Source organism: Bacillus sp. PAMC26543 (assembly GCF_014250375.1).
GTDB classification, from domain to species: domain Bacteria; phylum Bacillota; class Bacilli; order Bacillales; family Bacillaceae; genus Bacillus; species Bacillus halotolerans.
The window spans coordinates 1,665,799-1,686,686 of record NZ_CP060193.1 but is presented as its reverse complement, the minus strand read 5'-3'; the positions used below and the strand labels follow the sequence as shown (position 1 = coordinate 1,686,686).

The 20,888-nt window shown below is 42.3% G+C and carries 23 protein-coding genes; 7 read left to right on the top strand and 16 right to left on the bottom strand.

The window, feature by feature from the left end:
* Positions 1–4: 4 nt before the first annotated feature.
* The 8 genes from pstB to H7F27_RS08495 all read right to left on the bottom strand — a co-directional run bounded on the left by pstB (position 5) and on the right by H7F27_RS08495 (position 8,708).
* The gene (pstB, locus tag H7F27_RS08530) at positions 5–814 is read right to left on the bottom strand and encodes a phosphate ABC transporter ATP-binding protein PstB (RefSeq protein WP_127696765.1); all 810 of its coding nucleotides are present in this window, start codon (positions 812–814) and stop codon (positions 5–7) included.
* 20 nt (positions 815–834) lie between these two features.
* The gene (gene pstA, locus H7F27_RS08525) at positions 835–1,719 is read right to left on the bottom strand and encodes a phosphate ABC transporter permease PstA (protein ID WP_185848817.1); all 885 of its coding nucleotides are present in this window, start codon (positions 1,717–1,719) and stop codon (positions 835–837) included.
* Entirely contained in the window at positions 1,719–2,648 is a 930-nt protein-coding gene (pstC, locus tag H7F27_RS08520) for a phosphate ABC transporter permease subunit PstC (protein WP_024122067.1), read from the bottom strand. The genes pstA and pstC overlap by 1 nt, the downstream gene beginning before the upstream one ends.
* A 68-nt stretch (positions 2,649–2,716) precedes the next feature.
* Positions 2,717–3,619 carry a phosphate ABC transporter substrate-binding protein gene (locus H7F27_RS08515; protein WP_024122068.1) on the bottom strand — a complete coding sequence of 301 codons (903 nt, stop codon included), beginning with the start codon at positions 3,617–3,619 and terminating at the stop codon, positions 2,717–2,719.
* A 153-nt stretch (positions 3,620–3,772) separates the two neighbouring features.
* On the bottom strand, positions 3,773–5,926 hold the full coding sequence (pbpA, locus tag H7F27_RS08510; RefSeq protein WP_024122069.1) for a penicillin-binding protein 2A: 2,154 nt from the start codon (positions 5,924–5,926) through the stop codon (positions 3,773–3,775).
* Between the two features lie 113 nt (positions 5,927–6,039).
* Positions 6,040–7,332, bottom strand: a complete 1,293-nt coding sequence (locus H7F27_RS08505; protein ID WP_024122070.1) for an MFS transporter — start codon at positions 7,330–7,332, stop codon at positions 6,040–6,042.
* Positions 7,333–7,439: 107 nt separating this feature from the next.
* Positions 7,440–8,048: a superoxide dismutase SodA gene (gene sodA / locus H7F27_RS08500; RefSeq protein WP_024122071.1), complete on the bottom strand. Its 609-nt coding sequence runs from the start codon at positions 8,046–8,048 to the stop codon at positions 7,440–7,442.
* Between the two features lie 177 nt (positions 8,049–8,225).
* On the bottom strand, positions 8,226–8,708 hold the full coding sequence (locus H7F27_RS08495; protein WP_010334953.1) for a DUF456 domain-containing protein: 483 nt from the start codon (positions 8,706–8,708) through the stop codon (positions 8,226–8,228).
* A gap of 129 nt (positions 8,709–8,837) precedes the next feature.
* On the opposite strand from H7F27_RS08495, the gene H7F27_RS08490 reads away from it, so the two are divergent.
* From H7F27_RS08490 to ispG, 3 genes are all read left to right on the top strand, one after another.
* Positions 8,838–9,599 carry a DUF1189 domain-containing protein gene (locus H7F27_RS08490; RefSeq protein WP_095713287.1) on the top strand — a complete coding sequence of 254 codons (762 nt, stop codon included), beginning with the start codon at positions 8,838–8,840 and terminating at the stop codon, positions 9,597–9,599.
* A gap of 97 nt (positions 9,600–9,696) precedes the next feature.
* Complete coding sequence (locus tag H7F27_RS08485) at positions 9,697–9,996, top strand: LysM peptidoglycan-binding domain-containing protein (RefSeq protein ID WP_095713288.1); 300 nt, start codon at positions 9,697–9,699, stop codon at positions 9,994–9,996.
* Positions 9,997–10,133: 137 nt separating this feature from the next.
* Entirely contained in the window at positions 10,134–11,252 is a 1,119-nt protein-coding gene (gene ispG, locus H7F27_RS08480; protein ID WP_173400513.1) for a flavodoxin-dependent (E)-4-hydroxy-3-methylbut-2-enyl-diphosphate synthase, read from the top strand.
* A 25-nt stretch (positions 11,253–11,277) separates the two neighbouring features.
* Here the strand turns inward: ispG and H7F27_RS08475 are convergent, their stop codons facing one another.
* Positions 11,278–11,667 carry a DUF308 domain-containing protein gene (locus tag H7F27_RS08475; RefSeq protein WP_082687864.1) on the bottom strand — a complete coding sequence of 130 codons (390 nt, stop codon included), beginning with the start codon at positions 11,665–11,667 and terminating at the stop codon, positions 11,278–11,280.
* 132 nt (positions 11,668–11,799) lie between these two features.
* Here H7F27_RS08475 and H7F27_RS08470 point away from each other — a divergent pair, with 132 nt between their 5' ends.
* Entirely contained in the window at positions 11,800–12,381 is a 582-nt protein-coding gene (locus tag H7F27_RS08470) for a hypothetical protein (protein ID WP_101861050.1), read from the top strand.
* Between the two features lie 42 nt (positions 12,382–12,423).
* Here H7F27_RS08470 and H7F27_RS08465 read toward each other — a convergent pair whose 3' ends face one another.
* The gene (locus H7F27_RS08465; protein WP_010334964.1) at positions 12,424–12,861 is read right to left on the bottom strand and encodes a zinc uptake transcriptional repressor Zur; all 438 of its coding nucleotides are present in this window, start codon (positions 12,859–12,861) and stop codon (positions 12,424–12,426) included.
* A gap of 141 nt (positions 12,862–13,002) precedes the next feature.
* Entirely contained in the window at positions 13,003–13,884 is an 882-nt protein-coding gene (locus H7F27_RS08460) for a YitT family protein (protein WP_010334965.1), read from the bottom strand.
* Positions 13,885–14,000: 116 nt separating this feature from the next.
* Between H7F27_RS08460 and H7F27_RS08455 the strand changes: the two genes are divergently transcribed.
* Positions 14,001–14,255: a DUF2624 domain-containing protein gene (locus H7F27_RS08455; RefSeq protein WP_059352365.1), complete on the top strand. Its 255-nt coding sequence runs from the start codon at positions 14,001–14,003 to the stop codon at positions 14,253–14,255.
* 31 nt (positions 14,256–14,286) lie between these two features.
* Here the strand turns inward: H7F27_RS08455 and H7F27_RS08450 are convergent, their stop codons facing one another.
* Positions 14,287–15,180, bottom strand: a complete 894-nt coding sequence (locus tag H7F27_RS08450; RefSeq protein ID WP_101861051.1) for a deoxyribonuclease IV — start codon at positions 15,178–15,180, stop codon at positions 14,287–14,289.
* A 9-nt stretch (positions 15,181–15,189) separates the two neighbouring features.
* A complete protein-coding gene (gene cshB, locus H7F27_RS08445; RefSeq protein WP_024122078.1) occupies positions 15,190–16,506 on the bottom strand; it encodes a DEAD-box ATP-dependent RNA helicase CshB in 1,317 nt (438 codons plus the stop codon).
* Positions 16,507–16,673: 167 nt separating this feature from the next.
* Here cshB and vrrA point away from each other — a divergent pair, with 167 nt between their 5' ends.
* Positions 16,674–17,399, top strand: a complete 726-nt coding sequence (gene vrrA, locus H7F27_RS08440) for a VrrA/YqfQ family protein (protein WP_101861052.1) — start codon at positions 16,674–16,676, stop codon at positions 17,397–17,399.
* 123 nt (positions 17,400–17,522) lie between these two features.
* Complete coding sequence (locus H7F27_RS08435) at positions 17,523–18,467, top strand: 4-hydroxy-3-methylbut-2-enyl diphosphate reductase (RefSeq protein WP_024122079.1); 945 nt, start codon at positions 17,523–17,525, stop codon at positions 18,465–18,467.
* A 22-nt stretch (positions 18,468–18,489) separates the two neighbouring features.
* On the opposite strand, the gene H7F27_RS08430 is transcribed toward H7F27_RS08435, so the two are convergent.
* From H7F27_RS08430 to cccA, 3 genes are all read right to left on the bottom strand, one after another.
* Positions 18,490–19,611 carry a Nif3-like dinuclear metal center hexameric protein gene (locus H7F27_RS08430; protein ID WP_101861053.1) on the bottom strand — a complete coding sequence of 374 codons (1,122 nt, stop codon included), beginning with the start codon at positions 19,609–19,611 and terminating at the stop codon, positions 18,490–18,492.
* Positions 19,604–20,272 carry a tRNA (adenine(22)-N(1))-methyltransferase TrmK gene (gene trmK, locus H7F27_RS08425; RefSeq protein ID WP_249746157.1) on the bottom strand — a complete coding sequence of 223 codons (669 nt, stop codon included), beginning with the start codon at positions 20,270–20,272 and terminating at the stop codon, positions 19,604–19,606. Before trmK ends, H7F27_RS08430 begins: the two co-directional genes overlap by 8 nt.
* Before the next feature lie 243 nt (positions 20,273–20,515).
* On the bottom strand, positions 20,516–20,878 hold the full coding sequence (gene cccA / locus H7F27_RS08420; RefSeq protein ID WP_003237051.1) for a cytochrome c550: 363 nt from the start codon (positions 20,876–20,878) through the stop codon (positions 20,516–20,518).
* Between the last annotated feature and the right edge of the window lie 10 nt (positions 20,879–20,888).

Sequence of the window (20,888 nt, the reverse complement as noted above, 5' to 3'; positions counted from 1 at the left end):
CCTCCTATCCGAATTTCCCGTTAATGTAATCCTCTGTTTTTTGCTGCTTCGGACTTGTGAAAATTTGTTCGGTTTGTCCGTATTCAACGATCTCGCCGTTTAAAAAGAAAGCCGTCCGGTCAGACACCCGCAAAGCCTGCTGCATATTGTGAGTGACAATAATAATTGAGTATTCGCTTTTCAATTCCGTAATCAATTCTTCTATTTTCGCATTCGAAATCGGATCTAGCGCTGAAGCAGGTTCATCAAGAAGAAGAACGGCCGGCTTCATCGCGAGCGTTCTGGCAATACATAAACGCTGCTGCTGACCGCCTGATAACGAAAGTGCAGATGAATGCAAACGGTCCTTTACTTCATCCCAGAGCGCCGCTTTTGTTAAGCTTTCTTCCACGATGTCATCGAGCACTGATTTGTTCCGCTCTCCGGCATATTTTAATGCATGCGTGATATTATGGTAGATCGATTTTGGAAATGGATTCGGCTTTTGGAAGACCATGCCGATTTCTCTTCTTAAGCTGACAACGTTAATATTGCTTCCCAGTATATTTAATCCTTCATACAAAATTTCACCTTCGCTTCTTGCAGAAGGAATTAAGTCATTCATGCGGTTAATATTTCTAAGAAAAGTAGATTTGCCGCATCCTGACGGCCCGATCAAAGCAGTCACCGCATTTTTTTCAATCTCCATATTCACGTGACGAACGGCCTGTTTGTTTCCGTAGAAAATAGACAGATCCTTCACCTCGAGCACATTTTGCTGCTGAGGAAGCATAACCGCACTCTCAGGCTTTTCTTTTACCATTTGTTCAGACATTGTTTTCGCCTCTTTCCGGTCTAATTTGCCGTAAGCTTTTTATAGATTATTGTTCCAAGCCATCTCGCCGCGAGATTGAAGACTAGGACTGAAATCACCAGCACTGCAGAACCGCCGTTGGCAATCGCTTCAGCATCCGGAATCATCCCTTGCGTATTTACGTTCCAAATGTGGACCGCAAGTGTTTCAGCGGGTCTGAAAATATTAAGCGGCGATGTTTCAGAAAACGGATTCCACTCTGCAAAATTGAGGCGCGGCGTTGTAAGCCCTGCTGTAAATAATAAAGCCGCCGCTTCCCCGAACACCCTTCCTGACGCTAAAATGGCACCTGTGATGATGGAAGGGATCGCACTTGGTATTAAAACGGTTTTTACGGTATGCCATCGAGAAACACCTAAAGCGAGCGATGCTTCCTTCAAATCTTTAGGGACTGAACGGACCGCGTCTTCTGTCACACGCACCATAACAGGAAGATTAAAGACCGTTAATGCCAGCGCCCCGCCTATGATCGTATATCCCCAGCCTGTCAGGTTAACAAATATCAGTAAGCCGAACATTCCAATGACAATTGATGGAAGAGATGAAAGGACCTCAATACACGTTCTGATAAAATCTGTCACTTTGTTGTTAGGCGCGTATTCCGCCATGAACACTCCGCCGCCCACTCCGAGCGGGATGGTAATCAGCATCGTGATAAACAGAATATAAAAGGAGTTAAACAGCTGGTCTCGTATCCCGCCTCCTGCGGCAATGGCACTTGATTTTGTCGTAATAAAATCAAAGCTGAGCTGAGAAACACCGTTAATAATAATATAGGAAAACAGACCGACTAGAATCGCGGCGATAATGGCTGCGCATAAACCGAACATTCCAGTCGCCAGTTTATCTGTTAATTTGCGGTTCATTACACTTTCCTCCTAGATGACAAGTAGCGAATAAGCAGGATGAACAAGAATGACATCACCAGCAACACAAGTCCCATTGACCACAGCGTATTATTTTCAACGCTTCCGTATGTGGTATGGCCCATATTCAGCGTAATAATGGTTGTCAATGTTCCTGCGGTGTCAAACAGACTTTCAGGCAATACTCTTGTATTTCCAATGACCATTTGGACAGCAAGAGCCTCACCAAACGCACGGGCCATACCTAGGACAACGGCAGTCATTAATGTCGGAAAAGCTGCAGGGATGAGCACTTTTCTAATGGTCTGCCATCTTGTCGCACCGAGAGCGTAAGAACCTTCTCTTAAGCTTTTCGGAAGTGATGCCATCGCATCGGCTGAGATAGATGTAATCGTCGGCAGAATCATAATAGAAAGCACAATCGTTCCCGCCAATAAACTGTGTCCTGTTCCGCTCGTTTTGAACTGAGCAATAAAAGGCACCAATACTGTAAGACCTATGAATCCATAAACAACAGATGGGATGCCGACCAATAATTCGATCACCGGCTGAAGCACTTTCTTCCCCCAATTCGGCGCAATTTCTGTCATAAAGATCGCACCTGCTATGCCGAGCGGCGCAGCAATGAGAGCGGAGAGAATCGTTACTGCAAATGAGCCAAAGATAAAAGGCAGCACTCCGTATTTCGGATCAGAATCTGTAGGGTTCCAATTCAGACTCGTTAAGAATTCAATTGGGCTTACACCATTTACAAGAAAAGATTGCAGCCCCTTAATGCCGAGGAAAATGGTGATCGCCACAGATGCCGCTATCATTATAAGCGCGCAGGCTGTCACGATCATTCTTCCCCGAACTTCATCCAATTGCCTATTTTGCCTTGAGCTGATTAAACGTTCGCTCACAGACATATTTTCTCTATTGTTTATCATTGTTTTACACTCCTATGAATGTGTTAAGAGGAGAAACGGAAGTCTCCGCACTCCTCTTTTTATTTAGATCAGCTTTGCTTCCCTTTGGCATCGCGAGTCACTTTCATATCAGTCACCGGAATGTACCCTTGGTCAGTTACAATGCTTTTTTGAATGTCTTCACTCTTTAGATAATCAAGAAATTCTTTCGCTAGATCTTTCGCTTCGCCTTTTGTATAAGAATGCTGATAAGCCCAGATTGGATATTCTCCAGTTGTAACGTTTTTCGCTTCCGGCTTCACACCGTCAATAGATAAAGCTGTTACTTTGTCATCTGTTAAATATGAGAATGCAAGATATCCAATCGCTCCCGGAGTATCAGCAATGATTTTTTTCACAGTGTTGGAAGAATCCTCAGTAATGCCTTCTGCTGGTTCTTCTCCGTCAAGCGCGTATTTTACAAATGTAGCACGTGTACCTGAAGAATCAGGACGGTTTACAAGCGTAATTTTTTGGTCCTTTCCGCCAAGCTCTTTCCAGTTTTTGATTTTGCCAGTGAAGATTTTTTTCAATTCATCTTTTGAGATATCTTTTACACCTGTATCAGGGTTTACAGCCGCTGCCATACCGACTACTGCAACTTGATGATCTACAAGCGCTTTTGCGTCGATACCTTCTTTTTCTTCAGCGAAAACATCTGAATTTCCGATTTGAACAGCTCCTTCAGAGACTTGAGAAAGCCCTGTTCCAGACCCCCCTGCTTGTACCTGTATATCAGCATCAGGGTTTTCTTCCATAAATTTTTCTGCAGCTGCAAGTACTAATGGCTGCATGGCCGATGAACCAGAAATGGTTAAAGAACCTGATGCCTTTTCTTCTCCTTTTGCAGAGCCGCTATTTGTTTTTTCACTTTCTCCTGCGTTTCCGCATGCAGCTGCAATCATCATAAAAGCAGCCATCAGAAGCATAAGCACCAATTTGTTTTTTTTCATTTCCTGAATTCCCCCTGCGTATAATGTGTAATTTGTCCTACACGTATAGAGTAAAGGTTCTATGTAAAATAGGTTTAAATCGAATGTTAAGGTTTTGTAAATCCGTGCATTTTTTTGTATAAAAAAACGCCCACATGATGTGGGCGTTTCTGTTTAGTTATCAGAAGACGTTGTGTTTTCTGCTTTTTCTTCAATTTTGTCTTTATTTTTTTGCTGAGTATCTTCTTTGTCCTGCTTCGATTTCAGCTCAAAATATTTATCCAATACTTCTCTGCCGATTTCGTTCGTAATGGTATATTTAGCGCTGTAATCTACATAAGCCCAAGGAACTACAACAGAGATGGCAACCTCAGGGTTATCAGCAGGCGCATAAGCAACAAGTGTCGTATTATAAGTACCTTCACCTGTTTTTGATTTATTTGGTCCGTCATAGAACGATTGCGCTGTTCCTGTTTTAGCAGCAGGTTTATAAGATGCTGAAGCAAATTGACTTGCCGCAGTTCCTTTAGTCGCGACTCGTCTAAACCCGGCTTGAACCTCTTTAATATAATCGCTTTTCATGTCCACTTTATTCAGCACTTCAGGCTGAACAGATTGTACGACCGCCCCGATTCCTTTTTCTGCATCAGGTTCCCTTACTTCTTTTACAAGCTGAGGTTTCAAGCGGTAGCCACCATTTGCGATTGTTGATACATATTGTGCTAGTTCGAGCGGTGTATACGTATCATATTGGCCGATAGCATAGTCTAGCAAGAATCCCGTCAATCTGCTTGTTCCTTTATAGCCTGTCATTTCATTTGGAAGGTCAATCCCAGTTTTTACACCAAGTCCAAATTGACTGAAATAATTCCGGAACGTATCAAATGCCGTCGTATCAATCGGTAAAGCTTGATGCGGTTTATATTCACCTTTTCCAAGTGCGATTGCAGTCTTAAACATGAATACGTTTGAAGACTGCTCTAAGGCTCTTTGAATATTAACCGGACCTAAGTTCGTCCATGATTTTTTACCATTTTTATCCTGACTACCTATATACAATGGTTCATCCTGAAACACTGTATTCAGATTGATGGCACCGGTTTGAAGACCTGTCAGTACAGTTGCGCCTTTGACAGCTGATCCCATAGCATAAGATGATGTCATATTCCCTAGTGCGTAATCATCAATTTTATATTTCCCGTTTTCTGTTTTAATCTGCTTACCTGCCATCGTCAGCACTTCACCGTTTCTCGGGTCCATCATGACGACAAATGCCCGGTCTAACAATTCAGTACTTGGTCTTGCTTTAGCAGATTTGAGATTTTTCTCGATAATTTTTTCAACTGATTTTTGCAAGTCAATATCAATTGTAAGCACGAGATCTTTACCGGCTTTCCCTTCAGAAACGGTCTTCGTTCCCGTTACATTGCCGTTTGAATCTGTGATATTTTCCACCTTCGCTTTTTGCCCCTGCAAAAGGCTTTCGTATTGATATTCCAGATAACTTTTACCAACCCTGTCGTTTCTGCTGTAGCCGAGCGATAAATAATGGTCGAGCAGATTTGACGGTAATCCTTCATCAGAGCTGGAAACACTTCCGAGCACTGAGCGGAGAAGATTTTTATACGGATATTCACGTTCCCAGTCTGATGTGACATCAACACCCGGCAGTTCATCTAAATGTTCACTTACAACTGCCATTTCTTTCGCTGAAACATCTTCATTTTTGATGTATTGCGGTGTTAACGCATATCCGGAGTCCATCTGTCTTTTAATGGCGAGAATCTGCATGTCTTTATCAGTCAATTCATTCAGCTGCTTATCAGTAATCCGTTTCAGCTGGAGCTGGTATAAATCATCATCTGATAATTTTTTATTTTCTACCTGCTGTCTTTCCTTAGAAGTAATCAGCTTTTTCGCTTCTTTTGGTCTAGTCAAAATCCAATAATCTTTTTTATCCCGTTCTGTTACTTTTTTTGTGTCGACTTTAATCATATCCGCCAGCTTTTTTGCGATTTTCAAACGCTGTTCTTGCGTTGTAGATTTAGATCTGGTGTATGTAATCGCATTTAAAGCCTTATTTGTTACAATGGCATTAAAATTCCGATCATAAATTTTCCCGCGCGGCACCGCCGAGCTGACTTCACTTTGTTCCTGCTGATTGGCTTGATTTTTGTAATCATCGCCTTGAACGATCTGCTTAATGCCAAGCTCCACAATAATCCAGGTGAATATGACAAAAGCGGCCAAAAATAAAATATTCAGCCGGATCGGAAGCGACTTCTTTTTCTCTTTATGATTTTGCTTTTTTTGTTTATTTCTCCTCATAACATCACCTTTTTCTATTTACAGAAAGAAAAGACACTCAAGTAAGAGTGCCATTTTTCATTTTAAAGGTTTTTTCGACTTTTTTCTACAGATAACCCCTTATTGCCAAAAAATTATCTTTCGCCTTTTAAAAGGTTCGGTTCAGTCACCCGTTTGTGGCCGTCTTCCTCCATAGTTTCATTTTCCTCTTCTTTCTCTTTAAAACGAATATCCTTGACAAAGTAATAAATGAGCGGATGCCCGATGCCCAAGATGGCAAGCGACAACGGTATACCCATATCTTCTTTAAAAAGGGCCACGATAAGGAGAAAGCATAAAATCGAAACAATTCTGCCGGCGTTTAAAAACATTTCTCTCAGCACGATATATTCAATTCTCGCTTTTCTGGCATGTCTGGCCCGTCCTATGACATCATATGTAAGCGATACATAAGGCACGAGCAAAAGAGGATAGCCGATCGCAATAAACACGCCGTACGTCAATAATGTCGTAAAGCTCATATGAAAGAGTATCAAAAACAGCGCACCATACAAAATAAGGCCGCCCAGCAAAATTGATTTTTTACGGGCCTTTTTCTTAATCAGCCTTGATGCAAAATAATAGGCAAAAAAGGAAACAGCGGAGTTGACGAGACCAAAGGTTCCGAGGGCCAGTTCGCTGTTTGTCTCAATAAACACAAAAACACTGATTAAAAAGACGAAAATCCCTTCTCTCAAGCCCTGAAAAAAATGCGCATTTGTAATCCGCCGCCAGTTCATATTAGTGTGGCGTTCTCCAAATACCTTACTCAGCATAAATTGGCCCTTTGATTCTCTCCGTTTTAGGAAGAAGCTCATCACGACAGCCAGTGCAAATAAACTGAGGGAGAGACTGAAAATGACAGTGTAACCCGTATTATTTTCAAGCCTTGAGATGACAAATCCTGCAACAATCGGACCAATCATTCCTGCGGATGAGGACAGGATGCCCATAAAGCCGTTGAAAAAATCCCGCGTATCAGGCTCTGTTATTTCAAAGGTGAGCACATTAAACGCGAGCCAGTAAAATCCATAGCCTACTCCGAGCACCGCTCCGATGAGAACAAGACGTGATGCTGCAGTTTCTCCAGCCAGCAGCACACTTAAATAAAATGCTGCTAAAAAAATCACTCCAAATCTAAGAATGAAAACCCGGTCTATTTTTTTGGCTAATCGGCCAGCTAAATAAAATGTTATCGGCTGCATCGTCACAATCGATAAGTTGTATATCGCCAAATCAATAAATTTTCCTGACTGCTTCCAGAGATACACATTCACAAATGTATTGGAAAGCGCAATTCCTAACGAGTAAAGACCGCCAACGGTCAGCAGAAGAAGTAATCCTTTATTTACATTTACATCTCCAATTACCTTTTTTAGTTTGCTCATTACTGACTCCCCTTTACTACCCCTTAGTCTGTCTCACTGAAACAGAGATATGTAAAGAGAAGACATAAAAAAACAAGGCCCTTTTATGAGGGCCTTGTTTTGCGTTATTATTTTGCTGCGCTGTAAAGACGAGCAACTTCGTCCCAGTTTACCACATTCCAGAAAGCTGAAATGTAATCAGGACGGCGGTTTTGATAGTTAAGGTAGTAAGCATGCTCCCAAACATCAAGACCTAGGATAGGCGTTTTGCCTTCAGAAAGCGGAGAATCTTGGTTTGGCGTGCTTGTGATTTCAAGTTTGCCGTTATTTACAACAAGCCATGCCCAGCCTGAACCGAAACGTCCAGCTGCTGCTGCAGCGAATTGTTCTTTGAATTTGTCCAAGCTTCCAAATACACTGTTGATCTCTTCAGCAAGCTCGCCAGTTGGCTCGCCACCGCCGTTTGGAGATAAAAGTGTCCAGAATAATTTGTGGTTCGCGTGTCCGCCGCCATTGTTGCGGACTGCTGTGCGGATGTTTTCAGGAACAGAATCTAGATCTGCAACAAGCTCTTCAACTGATTTGTTTGCAAGAGCAGTGTTTCCTTCAACCGCTTTGTTTAAATTTGTAACGTATGTGTTATGGTGCTTCGTATGGTGAATATTCATAGTTTCCTTGTCGATATGCGGTTCTAAAGCATCGTACGCATAAGGTAATTCTGGAAGTTCGTAAGCCATGATAATTCCTCCTTAATATATATGTACTGAAATGCCGCTTCACAGCGAGCCTTTCTTCATTCAATGTAACAAAAGAACGCCGTGTAATCAATGAAAAAGCTCACAATTTGGCTATTTCAGCAGACATATTTCACTTTAACCGTTACTTTGCCCCCTTAAACCTCCTGACAGCAATTCTTACAGGACAGTCCATAAAAAATATCCGATCATTAAAAGCTGAATAATTCCCTTTGCAATGACCCCCGTTAAAAAGCCGATCAATGAGCCTAGCCCAATTTTAAACGCTGATTTTACATCTTTTTGATGTACGATAAGCTCTGCGCAAACAGCTCCGATAAACGGCCCTAAAATAATCCCCGCAACCGGAATCACAAAGGGACCGATCAACAACCCGATCGTACTCCCCCAAATAGCAGCTTTGCTTCCGCCGAACCTCTTTACACCAAGCAGATTGGAAACGTAATCTGCGGCGAATAATACTGCGGCGAATACAGCTTCAACCAGCCAGAACATATAGGAATACGGACTGAAAGAAAACAAAAATCCATATAATACAAAACCGGCAACGATAAATACAACACTTGGAATAACAGGATACACAAGCCCGATAAAAGCGATGATAAATAGTGCCGCGATCAACAGCCAATACAAAATATCCATAGAATCCATCCTCCTCATTATGCTTACATCTCTTATCTTACACTTCTGCCAATGCAGGTCTTCCTTGTATTCATACGCAGGCAACGATACAATAAGCAACATATATTGTATAGCTAGGAAGTGAAGACAGTGAATGTATTTCAGCTTTTCATCAAAAGTACATACTCTCCACGGGATATTGCAAAAACAAGATTTCAAGGAATCGGAAAAGCGATTCTTTATGTATTTTTGCTTTCTGTCCTTTTTGCGATCCCCACTGCTTATTATGTAAGCTCAGGGACCGTCCAATCTATGAACGGCTTTAAATCCGTTTTAAACAAAGATTTCCCTGATTTCACAATTTCAAACGGCAAACTTCAGACGGATGAAAAAAAAGCTACAGAATCAAAGGCAAACGGCTTTGTCATTGTGTTTGATCCGACGGATGCATATGGCACTGAACAAATCGAAGCAAAGCAAAACGCAATAGGTATACTTCAGGATAAGTTTGTTTTGGCCATTGACGGACAGGCCCAAGAGATGGCTTACTCAATGATGCCGTCAGATTTAACCAAAAAAGATGTCACTGCAGGGTTAAACCAAAATAAAACAATGATCGTGACTGTTCTCTCGGTACTCATTTTTCTCGTGACAGCGGCGGGAAAATTTATTGAGGTATCATTCTTGGCGCTTATCGGGCTAATCATAAAGAACGCTCAGCAAAAGCAGCTGTCTTACCAGCAGCTATGGAAGCTTTCTGCTTACTCCATTACCCTTTCAACAATATTTTTTACGATTATGCGTGCGTTAGAAACAACGGTGCCAAGTGAATTTTTAGTCAACTGGTTTGTTAACTTTGTCATCCTGTTTCTCGTATTAAAAGAGCTCCCGTCCAAAAAAGCTGTTGCTTAATTCGGAGACTGCCTTCGCAGTCTCTTTTCTTTTGTCATGAATCAACACGGACAAGCATACAATGTTATAAAAATTTTGTATGCGGGAGGCAAAATCAATGAAACGTCTCACTTTTGTATTCAGCATTCTCTTTATCCTTTTTATTATTTTTTATGATCTTAAAATTGGAACGATCCCCATTCAGAACCTCCCTGTCTATAAAGCATCGGCAAAAACAGCTGTACAGGAAACAGCGTATAAAACGGTGACGGTAAAACCGGGTGACACGGTCATGTCAATTGTCGGGTCTGCAAGTTCCCCTGACGATATTGTAAAGGATTTTGAAACGCTTAATCCAAGTGTAAAAGCCAATACGATTCAAGCAGGAACAGCATACAAATTCCCGGTCTACCCATAATTAACGTTAATTTCTTGTCAGTTCGGCGAATACACTGTTACAATATAATTTGTAAAATACATTGACATACACCATACTAGGTTTATTCTATCTAGAAGCGGCAACTACAATTAAGGAGCGATTGACAAGTGAGTGAAATCACCCATCGTACAAAAACGCGTCCCGTTAAAGTGGGACCTTTAACAATAGGCGGTAACAATGAAGTCGTTATCCAAAGCATGACAACAACCAAAACACATGATGTAGAAGCAACGGTTGCGGAAATTAACCGGCTGGCTGAAGCCGGATGCCAAATCGTGCGGGTGGCTTGTCCGGATGAACGGGCGGCAAACGCCATTGCGGATATTAAGAAACGCATCTCCATTCCGCTCGTCGTTGACATTCATTTTGATTATAAGCTTGCGTTAAAAGCTATTGAAGGCGGCGCAGATAAAATACGAATCAACCCAGGCAACATCGGCCGCCGTGAAAAAGTCGAAGCGGTCGTTAAAGCGGCAAAAGAAAAAGGGATTCCAATCCGAATTGGTGTAAACGCAGGTTCATTGGAAAAACGGATTTTAGAAAAATACGGATATCCGACAGCAGACGGCATGGTAGAAAGCGCTCTTCATCACATTAAGATTCTTGAAGATCTAGATTTTCACGATATTATCGTCAGCATGAAGGCTTCTGACGTAAACCTTGCCATCGAGGCTTACGAAAAAGCGTCAAAAGCATTTGATTACCCGCTTCACCTCGGAATCACCGAGTCAGGAACGCTGTTTGCCGGTACAGTAAAAAGCGCAGCAGGACTTGGCGCGATTTTAAGCAAGGGCATCGGTAACACCCTGCGTATCTCATTAAGCGCAGACCCGGTTGAAGAGGTTAAAGTAGCGAGAGAGCTGTTGAAATCCTTTGGTTTGGCCTCTAATGCTGCAACCCTCATCTCATGCCCGACTTGCGGCCGTATCGAGATTGATTTGATCAGTATCGCCAACGAAGTGGAAGAATATATTTCTAAAGTGAAAGCGCCGATTAAAGTCGCCGTTCTCGGATGTGCGGTAAACGGCCCGGGTGAAGCAAGAGAAGCTGATATCGGCATCGCTGGAGCACGCGGTGAAGGCCTTCTGTTCCGAAAAGGTAAAATTGTCCGTAAGGTTCCAGAAGAAACAATGGTTGAAGAACTGAAAAAAGAAATCGACATACTTGCTGAAGAGCACTACGCAAAACTTGAGGCTGAAAAAGCGAAATTAGATGAAGAAACACAAAAAGCTTGACGGAAACCCGTCAAGCTTTTTTGTATTAGAAAAATGGAATAATAAATATTCCAAGCACTAATGAAACAACACCAATCCCCATAGCCCATGCACCCAGGCTTTGGGCTCCTCTTCTTCTTGCGATATAGCCGACAATAATACCGGCAGCTCCCAACAAAACAGGAAGAACAAACAATGAAATAATGGACAAGGCTAAAGCGATATACCCTATCCCCCGTCCTTCATTGACATTTCCGCCGCTGCGGTCATTCTCTTGGTCACCGCTGCGGTCAGAAGCACGGAAAGGCTCTGCAATTTCAGCAGCCGTTTCCTCAAAAAAACCATCATTGTCGCGGGTAATATTTGTTCCTTCAGAACCATGATCTACATAGTAACTGTTGTTATCACGTTTTTCGTAATCGTTTGCCACCTTCAATTCCCCCTTCTGTTTTATTAAAGGAGCTTTTATAGTTTGATCCATTTTTGCTGATTCATGTTTGCTAAACTTTTCTGGTAATGTTAATTGTTTATGTTACACTTGGAAGGATGAAACTGAAGGAGTGTGGGCATGTTACGGTTAGGAATAGATATTGACGGCACAATCACGGCTCAGGATACATTCGTCCCTTATTTAAACCACTCGTTTAATCTTTCCATTTCATTAAACGATATGACGGATTATGATTTAACAAAACTGTTACATATTACACAGGAAGAATTTTGGGATTGGATGAATCAAAATGAAGCAATCATATATAAAGAAGCACTTCTTGCGCAGCATGCAAAACAGTCCCTTGACCTCCTCAAAGAGGAGCACCGGCTGATTTATATTACGGCGAGAAGGACTCATTTAAGCGATGTTACGTTCGAATGGTTTGACAGACAAAACATCCATTATGACCACATAGAGCTCGTGGGCGGGCATCATAAAGTCGAAGCGGTCAAAAAACATGACATCGACTTGTTTTTTGAGGATCATCACGGAAACGCAATGATGATTGCAAAAGAAGCCGGTATACCGGTGATTTTATTCAATTCGCCTTATAACCAGCTTCCGATCGATTCAAATATCATTAGAGTTAACAACTGGCTCGAAGCGGTTCAATGGATAAATGAAAATAAACATTATTTCATACGTGTGAAAAATTAAAAAAGGAGCCTGATCAGGCTCCTTTTTCTCTATCCTTAACTCTTACGCAGAAGGTTGATCTTGCTTTTCCTGTTCACAGCTTGGACATGTCCCGTAAATCTCAAATTTATGCCCGCTGATCTGATAGCCATCTAGATCATCATAGAGCTTATCCATCGGACAAGACTCAATTTCCTTTGTTTTGCCGCAAGCCAGGCAAATAAAGTGATGGTGATGATGAGTAAATGAGCATTTAAATCGGAACAGCTTTTCACCGGAGAGCTCAGTCGTTTCCAAAATACCTAGCTCTTCATATAAAGAAAGGTTTCTGTAAATCGTATCAAAGCTTAAACCGGGATAATCATCATTTAGTGCAGACAGTACATTTTTAGCGGTCAGATACCTGTCCGAATCAGCAAAAAGCTGAAGCATATCTTCCCGTTTGCTTGTATATTTATATCCGTTTTCTTTCAGTAAGTTCAGCGCTTCTTGTACGTTCATGAAGGGCCCCCCTTTTCGCTTTGCTTAAGAACGAACGTATCTTATATATCAAAAAGAAAATGGCAGCTGTCTGACCAGCAAGCCATTTTCTTTACTACTGATAAAATTATACCCATAAAATGAATAAAAGTAAATGAAAGCCTAGTGGATTGCGGTTTTGAATTTACCGCCTCTTGTTTCATGAGTATTCATAATTGTAATAAATGCATTATCGTCGACTTCAAACACAATGGATTTGAGCTTGGTCACTTCCAGCCTTGTGACAACTGCATAAATCACATCTTTTTCCTCGTCTGTATAGCCGCCTTTTCCCTTCAGCTTTGTTGTTCCGCGTCCGAGACGGTGTAATATTGCGTCGGAAATCTCATCATACTGGTCCGAGACAATAATCACAGCTTTTGTTTCATCCAGCCCTTGGATGACCGCATCAATGGTTTTCATGGCAATGTAGTAAGTCATGAAAGAATACATAGCTTGCTCAGGACCGAACACAAAACCGGCCCAAATAAAGATAAATACATTGATGAGCATCACAAACTCACCAACTGAAAACGGCAGTTTTTTTGTTAGAAGGATACCGAGAATTTCTGTGCCGTCCATTGAACCACCGTTTCGAATCACCAGCCCGACACCAAAGCCGAGCAAAAGACCTCCGAATACTGTAGCCAGAATAGGCTGTGTCGTAATGGCTTCTACGTGGTGAAGCGAGGATTCGATTAAGGCAAGGCCGACAATCCCGATAACAGTAGAAACGAGGAAAGTCTTACCGATATATTTATATCCGAAGATCATAAAAGGAATGTTTAAGATGACAACGAATACAGCGAAATTCAGAAAGGGGTTTGACATAAAGAGGTGGTCTAAAATAAGTGATACACCGATAATGCCTCCATCAATAAAATCATTGGGGACTAAAAATAATTCAATACTTACCGCCGCAGACGCAGCTCCAATCAGAATCATGATGACCCTGAATATAAAATGGGTAAATGATTCTCTTTTGTGTTGTTTTGTTGGGGTCATAAAATCTCCTTTCCTGCAATAACTATTTTAAATAGACTATGACTCTATTTTACCATGAAATGCTGACACATTTTACTGATTTGCCCATACATTATGTCTGAGAGGTGGAATGTTCGATGATATTATTTCAAAGAATTATTTTGCAGAGGCTCAATCAAGCCACTGCTGAAGATTTATTGAAGTACTCTAAGCAATACGGAATCAGTCTGACAAAACCGCAGGCAGTTGAAGTAGCAAACCTGTTATACGGGAAAAATGTGAATATTTTTAATGAGCAGGAACGTACGCGGCTGCTGAAACAAGTAGAATCCATTACTTCAAAAGAAACAGCCCAAACCGTTCATGAACTTTTCAAACAGTTCACAAGCTGAAAAAAGGGGGGAATTCAATCCCCCCCTTTTTTTATTGCTGTAAAATCTTTTCGAGTAATGTGTTGTCAAATTGCTTTTCTTTCAGCATTTGAATTTCAAAACGGTACGGCGGTTTTTTGTTCTTTTTATCTTCACCGACATACGGCGTTTCAAGGATTTTCGGAATGTCTTTTAACTGCTCATGATGAACGACATATTGCAATGCGTCAAACCCGATTTCCCCGAAGCCAATATTTTCATGACGGTCTTTTCTCGCGCCTTTGATATTTTTGCTGTCATTGATATGGAGCACTTTGATTCTGTCAATACCGACAATTTTATCGAACTCATTCAGCACTCCGTCAAAATCTTCGACAATATTGTAGCCGGCATCATGTGTATGGCATGTGTCAAAGCATACAGACAAATGCTCATTGTGTGTCACGCCATCAATAATTTGCGCAAGCTCTTCAAAGCTTCTGCCGCATTCAGATCCTTTGCCTGCCATTGTTTCTAATGCAATCTGCACATTTTGATTCGGATCAATGACTTCATTTAAACCTTCAATAATTTTTTTAATGCCTTCTTCGGCTCCCGCGCCAACATGAGCACCCGGGTGAAGGACGATTTGCTTCGCGCCGATAGCAGCTGTCCGCTCAATTTCAGAACGGAGAAAATCAACACCAAGCTCAAAAGTAGCCGGATTGACCGTATTGCCAATATTAATAATATAAGGCGCGTGTACGATAATCTCGTCGATCCCGTTTTCCTGCATGTGAACGCGGCCGGCTTCTATATTTAAGTCTTCAATTTTTTTTCGGCGCGTATTTTGCGGCGCACCTGTATAAATCATAAACGTGTTCGCCCCGTAAGAGACCGCTTCCTGACTCGCAGCCAGAAGCATATGTTTTCCGCTCATAGAGACGTGTGAACCTATTCTCAACAACCGGTTCCCCTACTTTCTTTTTTTAGATTGATTTCTTCGCTGTTTTTTCTTAATTTTCTCCATCTCGTAGCTCATTTTCTTTTTATAACCCGGCTTAACCTTCTTCGGCTTTTTCACGAGACGATGGGCGATTTCATCTGCTTCGTTTGGCGTCTTTTTACGCTTTTGGCGGCGCTGGCGGTCATCGCCTTTTTTCCATTCGCCTTTTTCAATCTCCAGGTAATCAAACTCAATACCCATTTTCTCAAGCTTCACCAATGCATCCTCATCAGAAAGCTCATAAATTGTCATGGCCTGTCCTGAAGAACCCGCGCGCGCTGTTCTGCCCACACGGTGAACATAGAAATCAAGATCATCCGGCAGCTCATAGTTGATGACATGGCTGACACCTTTAATATCAATACCTCTTGCGGCGAGGTCAGTTGCAATTACATAAGTGAATTCCAAATCATTAATCTGCTTCATGACTTTTTTCCGCTCACGAGGCGTTAAGCCGCCGTGCAGAAGTCCGATTTTCATACCTTTGCCCATCAAATATTTGGCAATATGGTCGGCAGTGTTTTTCGTATTGGCAAACACAATGCCTAAGTATGGGTTCAGATTAGACATGATATCGAAAAGGAGCTTGTCCTTATCACGGTGCTTTGAAGGAATAAGAATATGCTCAATTTTTGCAGCAGTGACCTGTTTCGGCTCCACGTGGGCATATTTCGGATTTTCCATATATTTTTTCAAAAACGGTTTCAGCTTTTCCGGAATAGTTGCAGAGAACACAAGCATCTGCAGATTCTCCGGCATGCGTGAACCAATGTAATCAACGTCTGCAAGGAACCCCATATCCAGCATTAAATCCGCTTCATCAATAACAAGAGACTCAGCTTTATGAACACTTAATGCCTGTTCTTTGATTAAATCCGCAATCCGTCCCGGCGTTCCGACGACTAGATGCGGCTGCGTTTTCAGTTTATCAATGGCTTTCTGCTTATCTGTTCCTCCGATAAAACATTTCGAACGGATCGAATCGCCTTCTGCACCCTGCGTAATTTTCAGCGCTTCCTGATAAATTTGGTTGGCAAGCTCGCGCGTCGGAGCCGTGATGACCACCTGAACGACATCCTTAGCAGGATCAATTTTATTTAACAAAGGAAGTAAGTAAGCGTGAGTCTTTCCGGTTCCCGTCTGAGACTGTCCAATGACGCTTTCTTTTTTTAATACAGCAGGAATCAGCCTTTTTTGAATATCAGTCGGTTCATAAAAACCAAGGCGATGTACTGCATCTATAATAAACGGTTTCAATTCATACACATCAAATTTAGTTTCTTTCATTTTTCCCAGCTCCTTAAAGCGGCACATTATGTGTCCATCATCACATTATACCCGATTTACCTTAAAAACACCACGTTTGGAAGGCGTTTGTTTATTCAGATAAGGAAAGCAAATACCGAAACCCATGCATATTGTAATAGCAGAGAGAGCTGAAAGGAGGTACAAGTATGTTTTCACAGCAGCAGCCAATGAGAAACTATCCGCAGCCCGGTCCGCCCCGCCCTATGCAAAACCAGCGCATGATGGGAAGAACAGCGCCTGAAATGCGAAGACCTTCATTTGGTCCGCCGCAGCAAGGTTTCCAGCAATCAGGGCAGCAATTTCTTCCTCAGCCAAACGCTGGAGCAAGAAATGGGGCGGGCACAGGCTTAAAAGGGATGCTGTCCAAATTTTTGCCCGGCGCAGGAGGCACAGGGGCACCCGGAGCAGCCGCAGGCGGAGGAGCAGGTCTGCAAGGCATTCAAAATCTCGCCAATCCGGCATCGTTATCCAGTATGCTCAACAATGTGCAAAAAGTGCTCGGCATGGCGCAGCAAGTCACCCCTATGATCCAGCAGTACGGACCCTTAGTCCGCAATCTGCCGGCAATGATAAAGCTTTACAGTCAATTAAGCAAAAACGATGATACAGAGGGCACTGAAGAAGAAACGAAGACAGAATCGGAAGATAATACAGAAACAGAAGATAATACAGAAACAGAAAAGAAAGCTGCGGCAAACGAATCTGGTGAAAAGGAAAAATCAATAGCAAGCAGACCATCATCTGCAAAAAAAACAGCAGCACCGGACTTAAAGGAACAAGAATCAAAAACATCTGTCTCACAGAAAAAGGAAACGCCCTCTCCTTCCTCGAAAAAAACATCCGGCAGTTCTAAGCCGAGATTATATATTTAACATTCTTTGATATCTGGAGTGAGTTTGGCTATAATGGAGATCAGAAGAATGCAAGATTAGAGCCGTTTGATTACGGCTTTTTATATTGCCTTTACTCACTTCTGTATTGGAGGACAACCGAAAATGGACGTAATTAAAATTTCGCCGCGCGGCTATTGCTATGGTGTTGTTGACGCTATGGTAATCGCTAAAAACGCGGCACTGGATAAAAGCTTGCCAAGACCCATTTATATACTCGGGATGATTGTTCATAATAAACACGTCACTGATGCGTTTGAGGAAGATGGCATTTATACATTGGACGGCGCTAATCGACTGGACATCCTGAAGCAGGTTGACAAAGGAACTGTCATTTTCACAGCGCACGGCGTTTCTCCCGAGGTTAGACGAATCGCCGAAGAAAAAGGATTAGTCGCAATAGATGCTACATGTCCGGATGTAACGAAAACCCACAATTTAATCTTAGAAATGAAAGAAAAAGGATACCACGTAATCTATATCGGCAAAAAAGGCCATCCGGAGCCGGAAGGAGCGGTTGGCGTTGCGCCTGATATCGTTCACTTGGTTGAAACGCCGGAAGATGTCAAAAATCTCGATACCCAAGCTGAAAAATTGATCGTAACAAACCAAACGACAATGTCTCAATGGGATGTTCACGATATTATGGAGCTTGTGAAGGAAAAATATCCTCACGTTGAATATCACCAAGAGATTTGCCTGGCTACTCAGGTACGGCAGGAAGCTGTATCGGAACAGGCGAAAAAAGCGGACTTAACGATCGTTGTCGGCGACCCGAAAAGCAACAATTCAAACCGGCTCGCTCAAGTGTCAGAGGAAATAGCCGGAACAAAAGCGTACCGAATCGGCGATCTAAGCGAATTAAAATTGGAATGGCTTAAAGGCGTAAATACCGTTGCCGTTACTGCCGGAGCTTCAACACCGACACCGATCACCAAAGAAGTGATTCGCTTTTTAGAACAGTTCGATCATGAAGACCCATCAACTTGGACAATTGAACACAATGTTCCGCTCAAAAAAATCCTTCCGAAAGTGAAAGCAAAAAACTGAGGCCCTCACAGCCTCAGTTTTTTTATAGAAAAGTAAATGGATTTGTATCCGTTTCAGAAATAAAGATATTGACGTCTACTTTTTTATCCTTACACATTGACGTCAGTTTTTTTGTGACGCCTTCTTTCATGATTTTTTCAGCGTAATGGCCTGGATCAATGACATTCAGACCAAGCATCATCGCATCATGGGCAACATGGAAATATAGATCACCTGTAACGTAAACATCTGCGCCTTTTCGTTTTGCCTGGTGGATATACTTGTTCCCGTCTCCTCCGAGAACAGCTACTTTCTTCACCATGCTGTCAGCCTGTCCCACCATTCTGACGCCGTTCACTTGAAGCTTGTCTTTCACAAACAAAGCGAATTCCTGAAGCGTCATTTCATTTTTAAGTGTTCCGACACGGCCTAGCCCTTTTTCAGCTGGTGACTGTTCGACAGGATAAACATCATAAGCCACTTCTTCATATGGATGGCTTTTTATCATTGCGTTTATAACGGCTTTTTCTATGCTTTTAGGAAACACAGTCTCCAGTCTGACTTCATGAACGAGCTCAAGCTCTCCTACCTCTCCGATAAAAGGCTGTGCGCCGTCCAGTGGCTTAAAGCTGCCAATGCCCTCAGATGAATACGCACAATGGCTGTACTCACCGATATGGCCTGCCCCCGCATTTCCCAGCGCTCCTCTGACCTGCTCCTCATATTCTTTCGGCACGTATACGACCAGCTTTTTAAGAGGATCGGTATAAGTAGGGGCCAATACTTCAGTTTCACTCAGCTCCAAGGCCTCAGCAAGCAGATCATTTACGCCGCCATCAGCAACATCTAAGTTAGTATGAGCCGCATAGACAGCAATATCATGCTTCAAACACTTTTCAATCAGCCTTCCGCCGGGCTGATCAGTTGAAATATGCTTTAGCGGCCGGAAAATAGGAGGATGGTGCGCAATGATTAAATCAACATCTTTTTCAATCGCTTCATCGACAACGCTTTCCAATACATCCAGCGTAACCATCACATTTTTAACCGGTTTATTTAAACTGCCGATTTGCAGACCGATTTTATCGCCCTCAACTGCATAGGCTTTCGGAGAAAATTGTTCAAACAGCTGGATGACTTGCTGTCCGTTTACCGTTTTAGCCATGATCGATAACCTCCTTTAATAGCTTCATTCGATCGGTTAGTTCCTTCAATTTCTGTTTGTTATCTTCAGATGTTGCAGCACGGCTGATCTGTTCATATATGTTTTGAGTATGCTGAAGCTCTTGTGTCCATTTTTTCAAAAATACAGCATTCTTTTCTTTTGCCAAAAATGGGCCTACGAGCATTCCGGCCGGCAAAGAAATTCCTGCATAAGCTGCATCTCTGTCTCCGGATTCGGCGACAAGTACCTCATAGCACTTTCCGTCTTCCTCAAGAATCACTTCATCAATAAGTGCGTATCCTTCTTTATACAGCCACTCTCTAATATGAACGGCATGAATATTCGGCTGTAAAATAAGCCGTTCTTTACCAGTCAGTTTTTCTTTGCCTGCTTCTAAAATATGAGCGATCAGTGACCCGCCCATTCCGGCAATTGTTATGGCGTCAGCCTCACCTTTCTGAAGCACTTCCAGGCCGTCTCCTTGCCTTACCGTTATGTGTGCGCTTAAGCCCGATTTTTCGACCTGCCGTTTGGCAGACAAGAATGGACCGTCTGTTATTTCTCCAGCAATAGCTTTGCTGGCTTTATGATTCAGCACCGCATAACAGGGAAGGTAAGCATGGTCAGAACCAATATCCGCTACTACAGCTCCATCCGGTATGTACTCCGCTACTGTTTGTAATCGTTTTGATAATTTTAATTCGTTCACTAGTCATCACAACTTTTCTCAATCATTTTTTCCTTTTCTATCATATAAAAAATCAGCCCGGAATCCAAGCTGAGCGAATGATTTTCAGTTTATTTCTTTGCAGGAACAACATCAAGTCGGGATGACGGACAAAAATAAAAGGCTGTCGAGAACATCTCGGCGGCCTGAGAACGTATAAGGAGAAAGATACATCCTTTATTTAATTTTAGACACCCATTCTGCCATGTCATCAAGCTTATCAGCCGGAACAAGACCGGAAGGCATTCCATTACCGCCTTTTTCAATCTTTGTTTTGATTTCAGCGACATCCTTCTTATCTCCTACACCTTTTAAACTCGGACCCGAAACTCCTTCATAATTTTCCCCGTGACACGCGATACAATTTGCCTTGTAAATGTCTTCCGGTGAAGCGTTCGCATCATCTTTTTCAGCAGACTTGCTTTCTCCCCCGCTCGCAATCTCACGAGAGTCATCAAGCCCCTTTACTGATAAAAAGAAAGTCAGACCAATTCCTAAAACAGCGATCAGTAAAAATGGAATAAGCGGATTCCATTTCATTTCCCTTCCC

Excerpts from the sequence above, each read along its gene's own strand:
- cccA (WP_003237051.1), bottom strand. The coding sequence starts at position 20,878 with ATGAAATGGAATCCGCTTATTCCATTTTTACTGATCGCTGTTTTAGGA.
- H7F27_RS08515 (WP_024122068.1), bottom strand. The coding sequence starts at position 3,619 with ATGAAAAAAAACAAATTGGTGCTTATGCTTCTGATGGCTGCTTTTATG.
- H7F27_RS08485 (WP_095713288.1), top strand. The coding sequence starts at position 9,697 with ATGAAACGTCTCACTTTTGTATTCAGCATTCTCTTTATCCTTTTTATT.
- H7F27_RS08430 (WP_101861053.1), bottom strand. The coding sequence starts at position 19,611 with ATGGCTAAAACGGTAAACGGACAGCAAGTCATCCAGCTGTTTGAACAA.
- H7F27_RS08465 (WP_010334964.1), bottom strand. The coding sequence starts at position 12,861 with ATGAACGTACAAGAAGCGCTGAACTTACTGAAAGAAAACGGATATAAA.
- vrrA (WP_101861052.1), top strand. The coding sequence starts at position 16,674 with ATGTTTTCACAGCAGCAGCCAATGAGAAACTATCCGCAGCCCGGTCCG.
- H7F27_RS08505 (WP_024122070.1), bottom strand. The coding sequence starts at position 7,332 with ATGAGCAAACTAAAAAAGGTAATTGGAGATGTAAATGTAAATAAAGGA.
- H7F27_RS08495 (WP_010334953.1), bottom strand. The coding sequence starts at position 8,708 with ATGGATATTTTGTATTGGCTGTTGATCGCGGCACTATTTATCATCGCT.
- cshB (WP_024122078.1), bottom strand. The coding sequence starts at position 16,506 with ATGAAAGAAACTAAATTTGATGTGTATGAATTGAAACCGTTTATTATA.
- pstA (WP_185848817.1), bottom strand. The coding sequence starts at position 1,719 with ATGAACCGCAAATTAACAGATAAACTGGCGACTGGAATGTTCGGTTTA.
- pstC (WP_024122067.1), bottom strand. The coding sequence starts at position 2,648 with ATGATAAACAATAGAGAAAATATGTCTGTGAGCGAACGTTTAATCAGC.
- sodA (WP_024122071.1), bottom strand. The coding sequence starts at position 8,048 with ATGGCTTACGAACTTCCAGAATTACCTTATGCGTACGATGCTTTAGAA.
- H7F27_RS08455 (WP_059352365.1), top strand. The coding sequence starts at position 14,001 with ATGATATTATTTCAAAGAATTATTTTGCAGAGGCTCAATCAAGCCACT.
- pstB (WP_127696765.1), bottom strand. The coding sequence starts at position 814 with ATGTCTGAACAAATGGTAAAAGAAAAGCCTGAGAGTGCGGTTATGCTT.
- H7F27_RS08460 (WP_010334965.1), bottom strand. The coding sequence starts at position 13,884 with ATGACCCCAACAAAACAACACAAAAGAGAATCATTTACCCATTTTATA.
- H7F27_RS08435 (WP_024122079.1), top strand. The coding sequence starts at position 17,523 with ATGGACGTAATTAAAATTTCGCCGCGCGGCTATTGCTATGGTGTTGTT.
- H7F27_RS08470 (WP_101861050.1), top strand. The coding sequence starts at position 11,800 with ATGTTACGGTTAGGAATAGATATTGACGGCACAATCACGGCTCAGGAT.
- pbpA (WP_024122069.1), bottom strand. The coding sequence starts at position 5,926 with ATGAGGAGAAATAAACAAAAAAAGCAAAATCATAAAGAGAAAAAGAAG.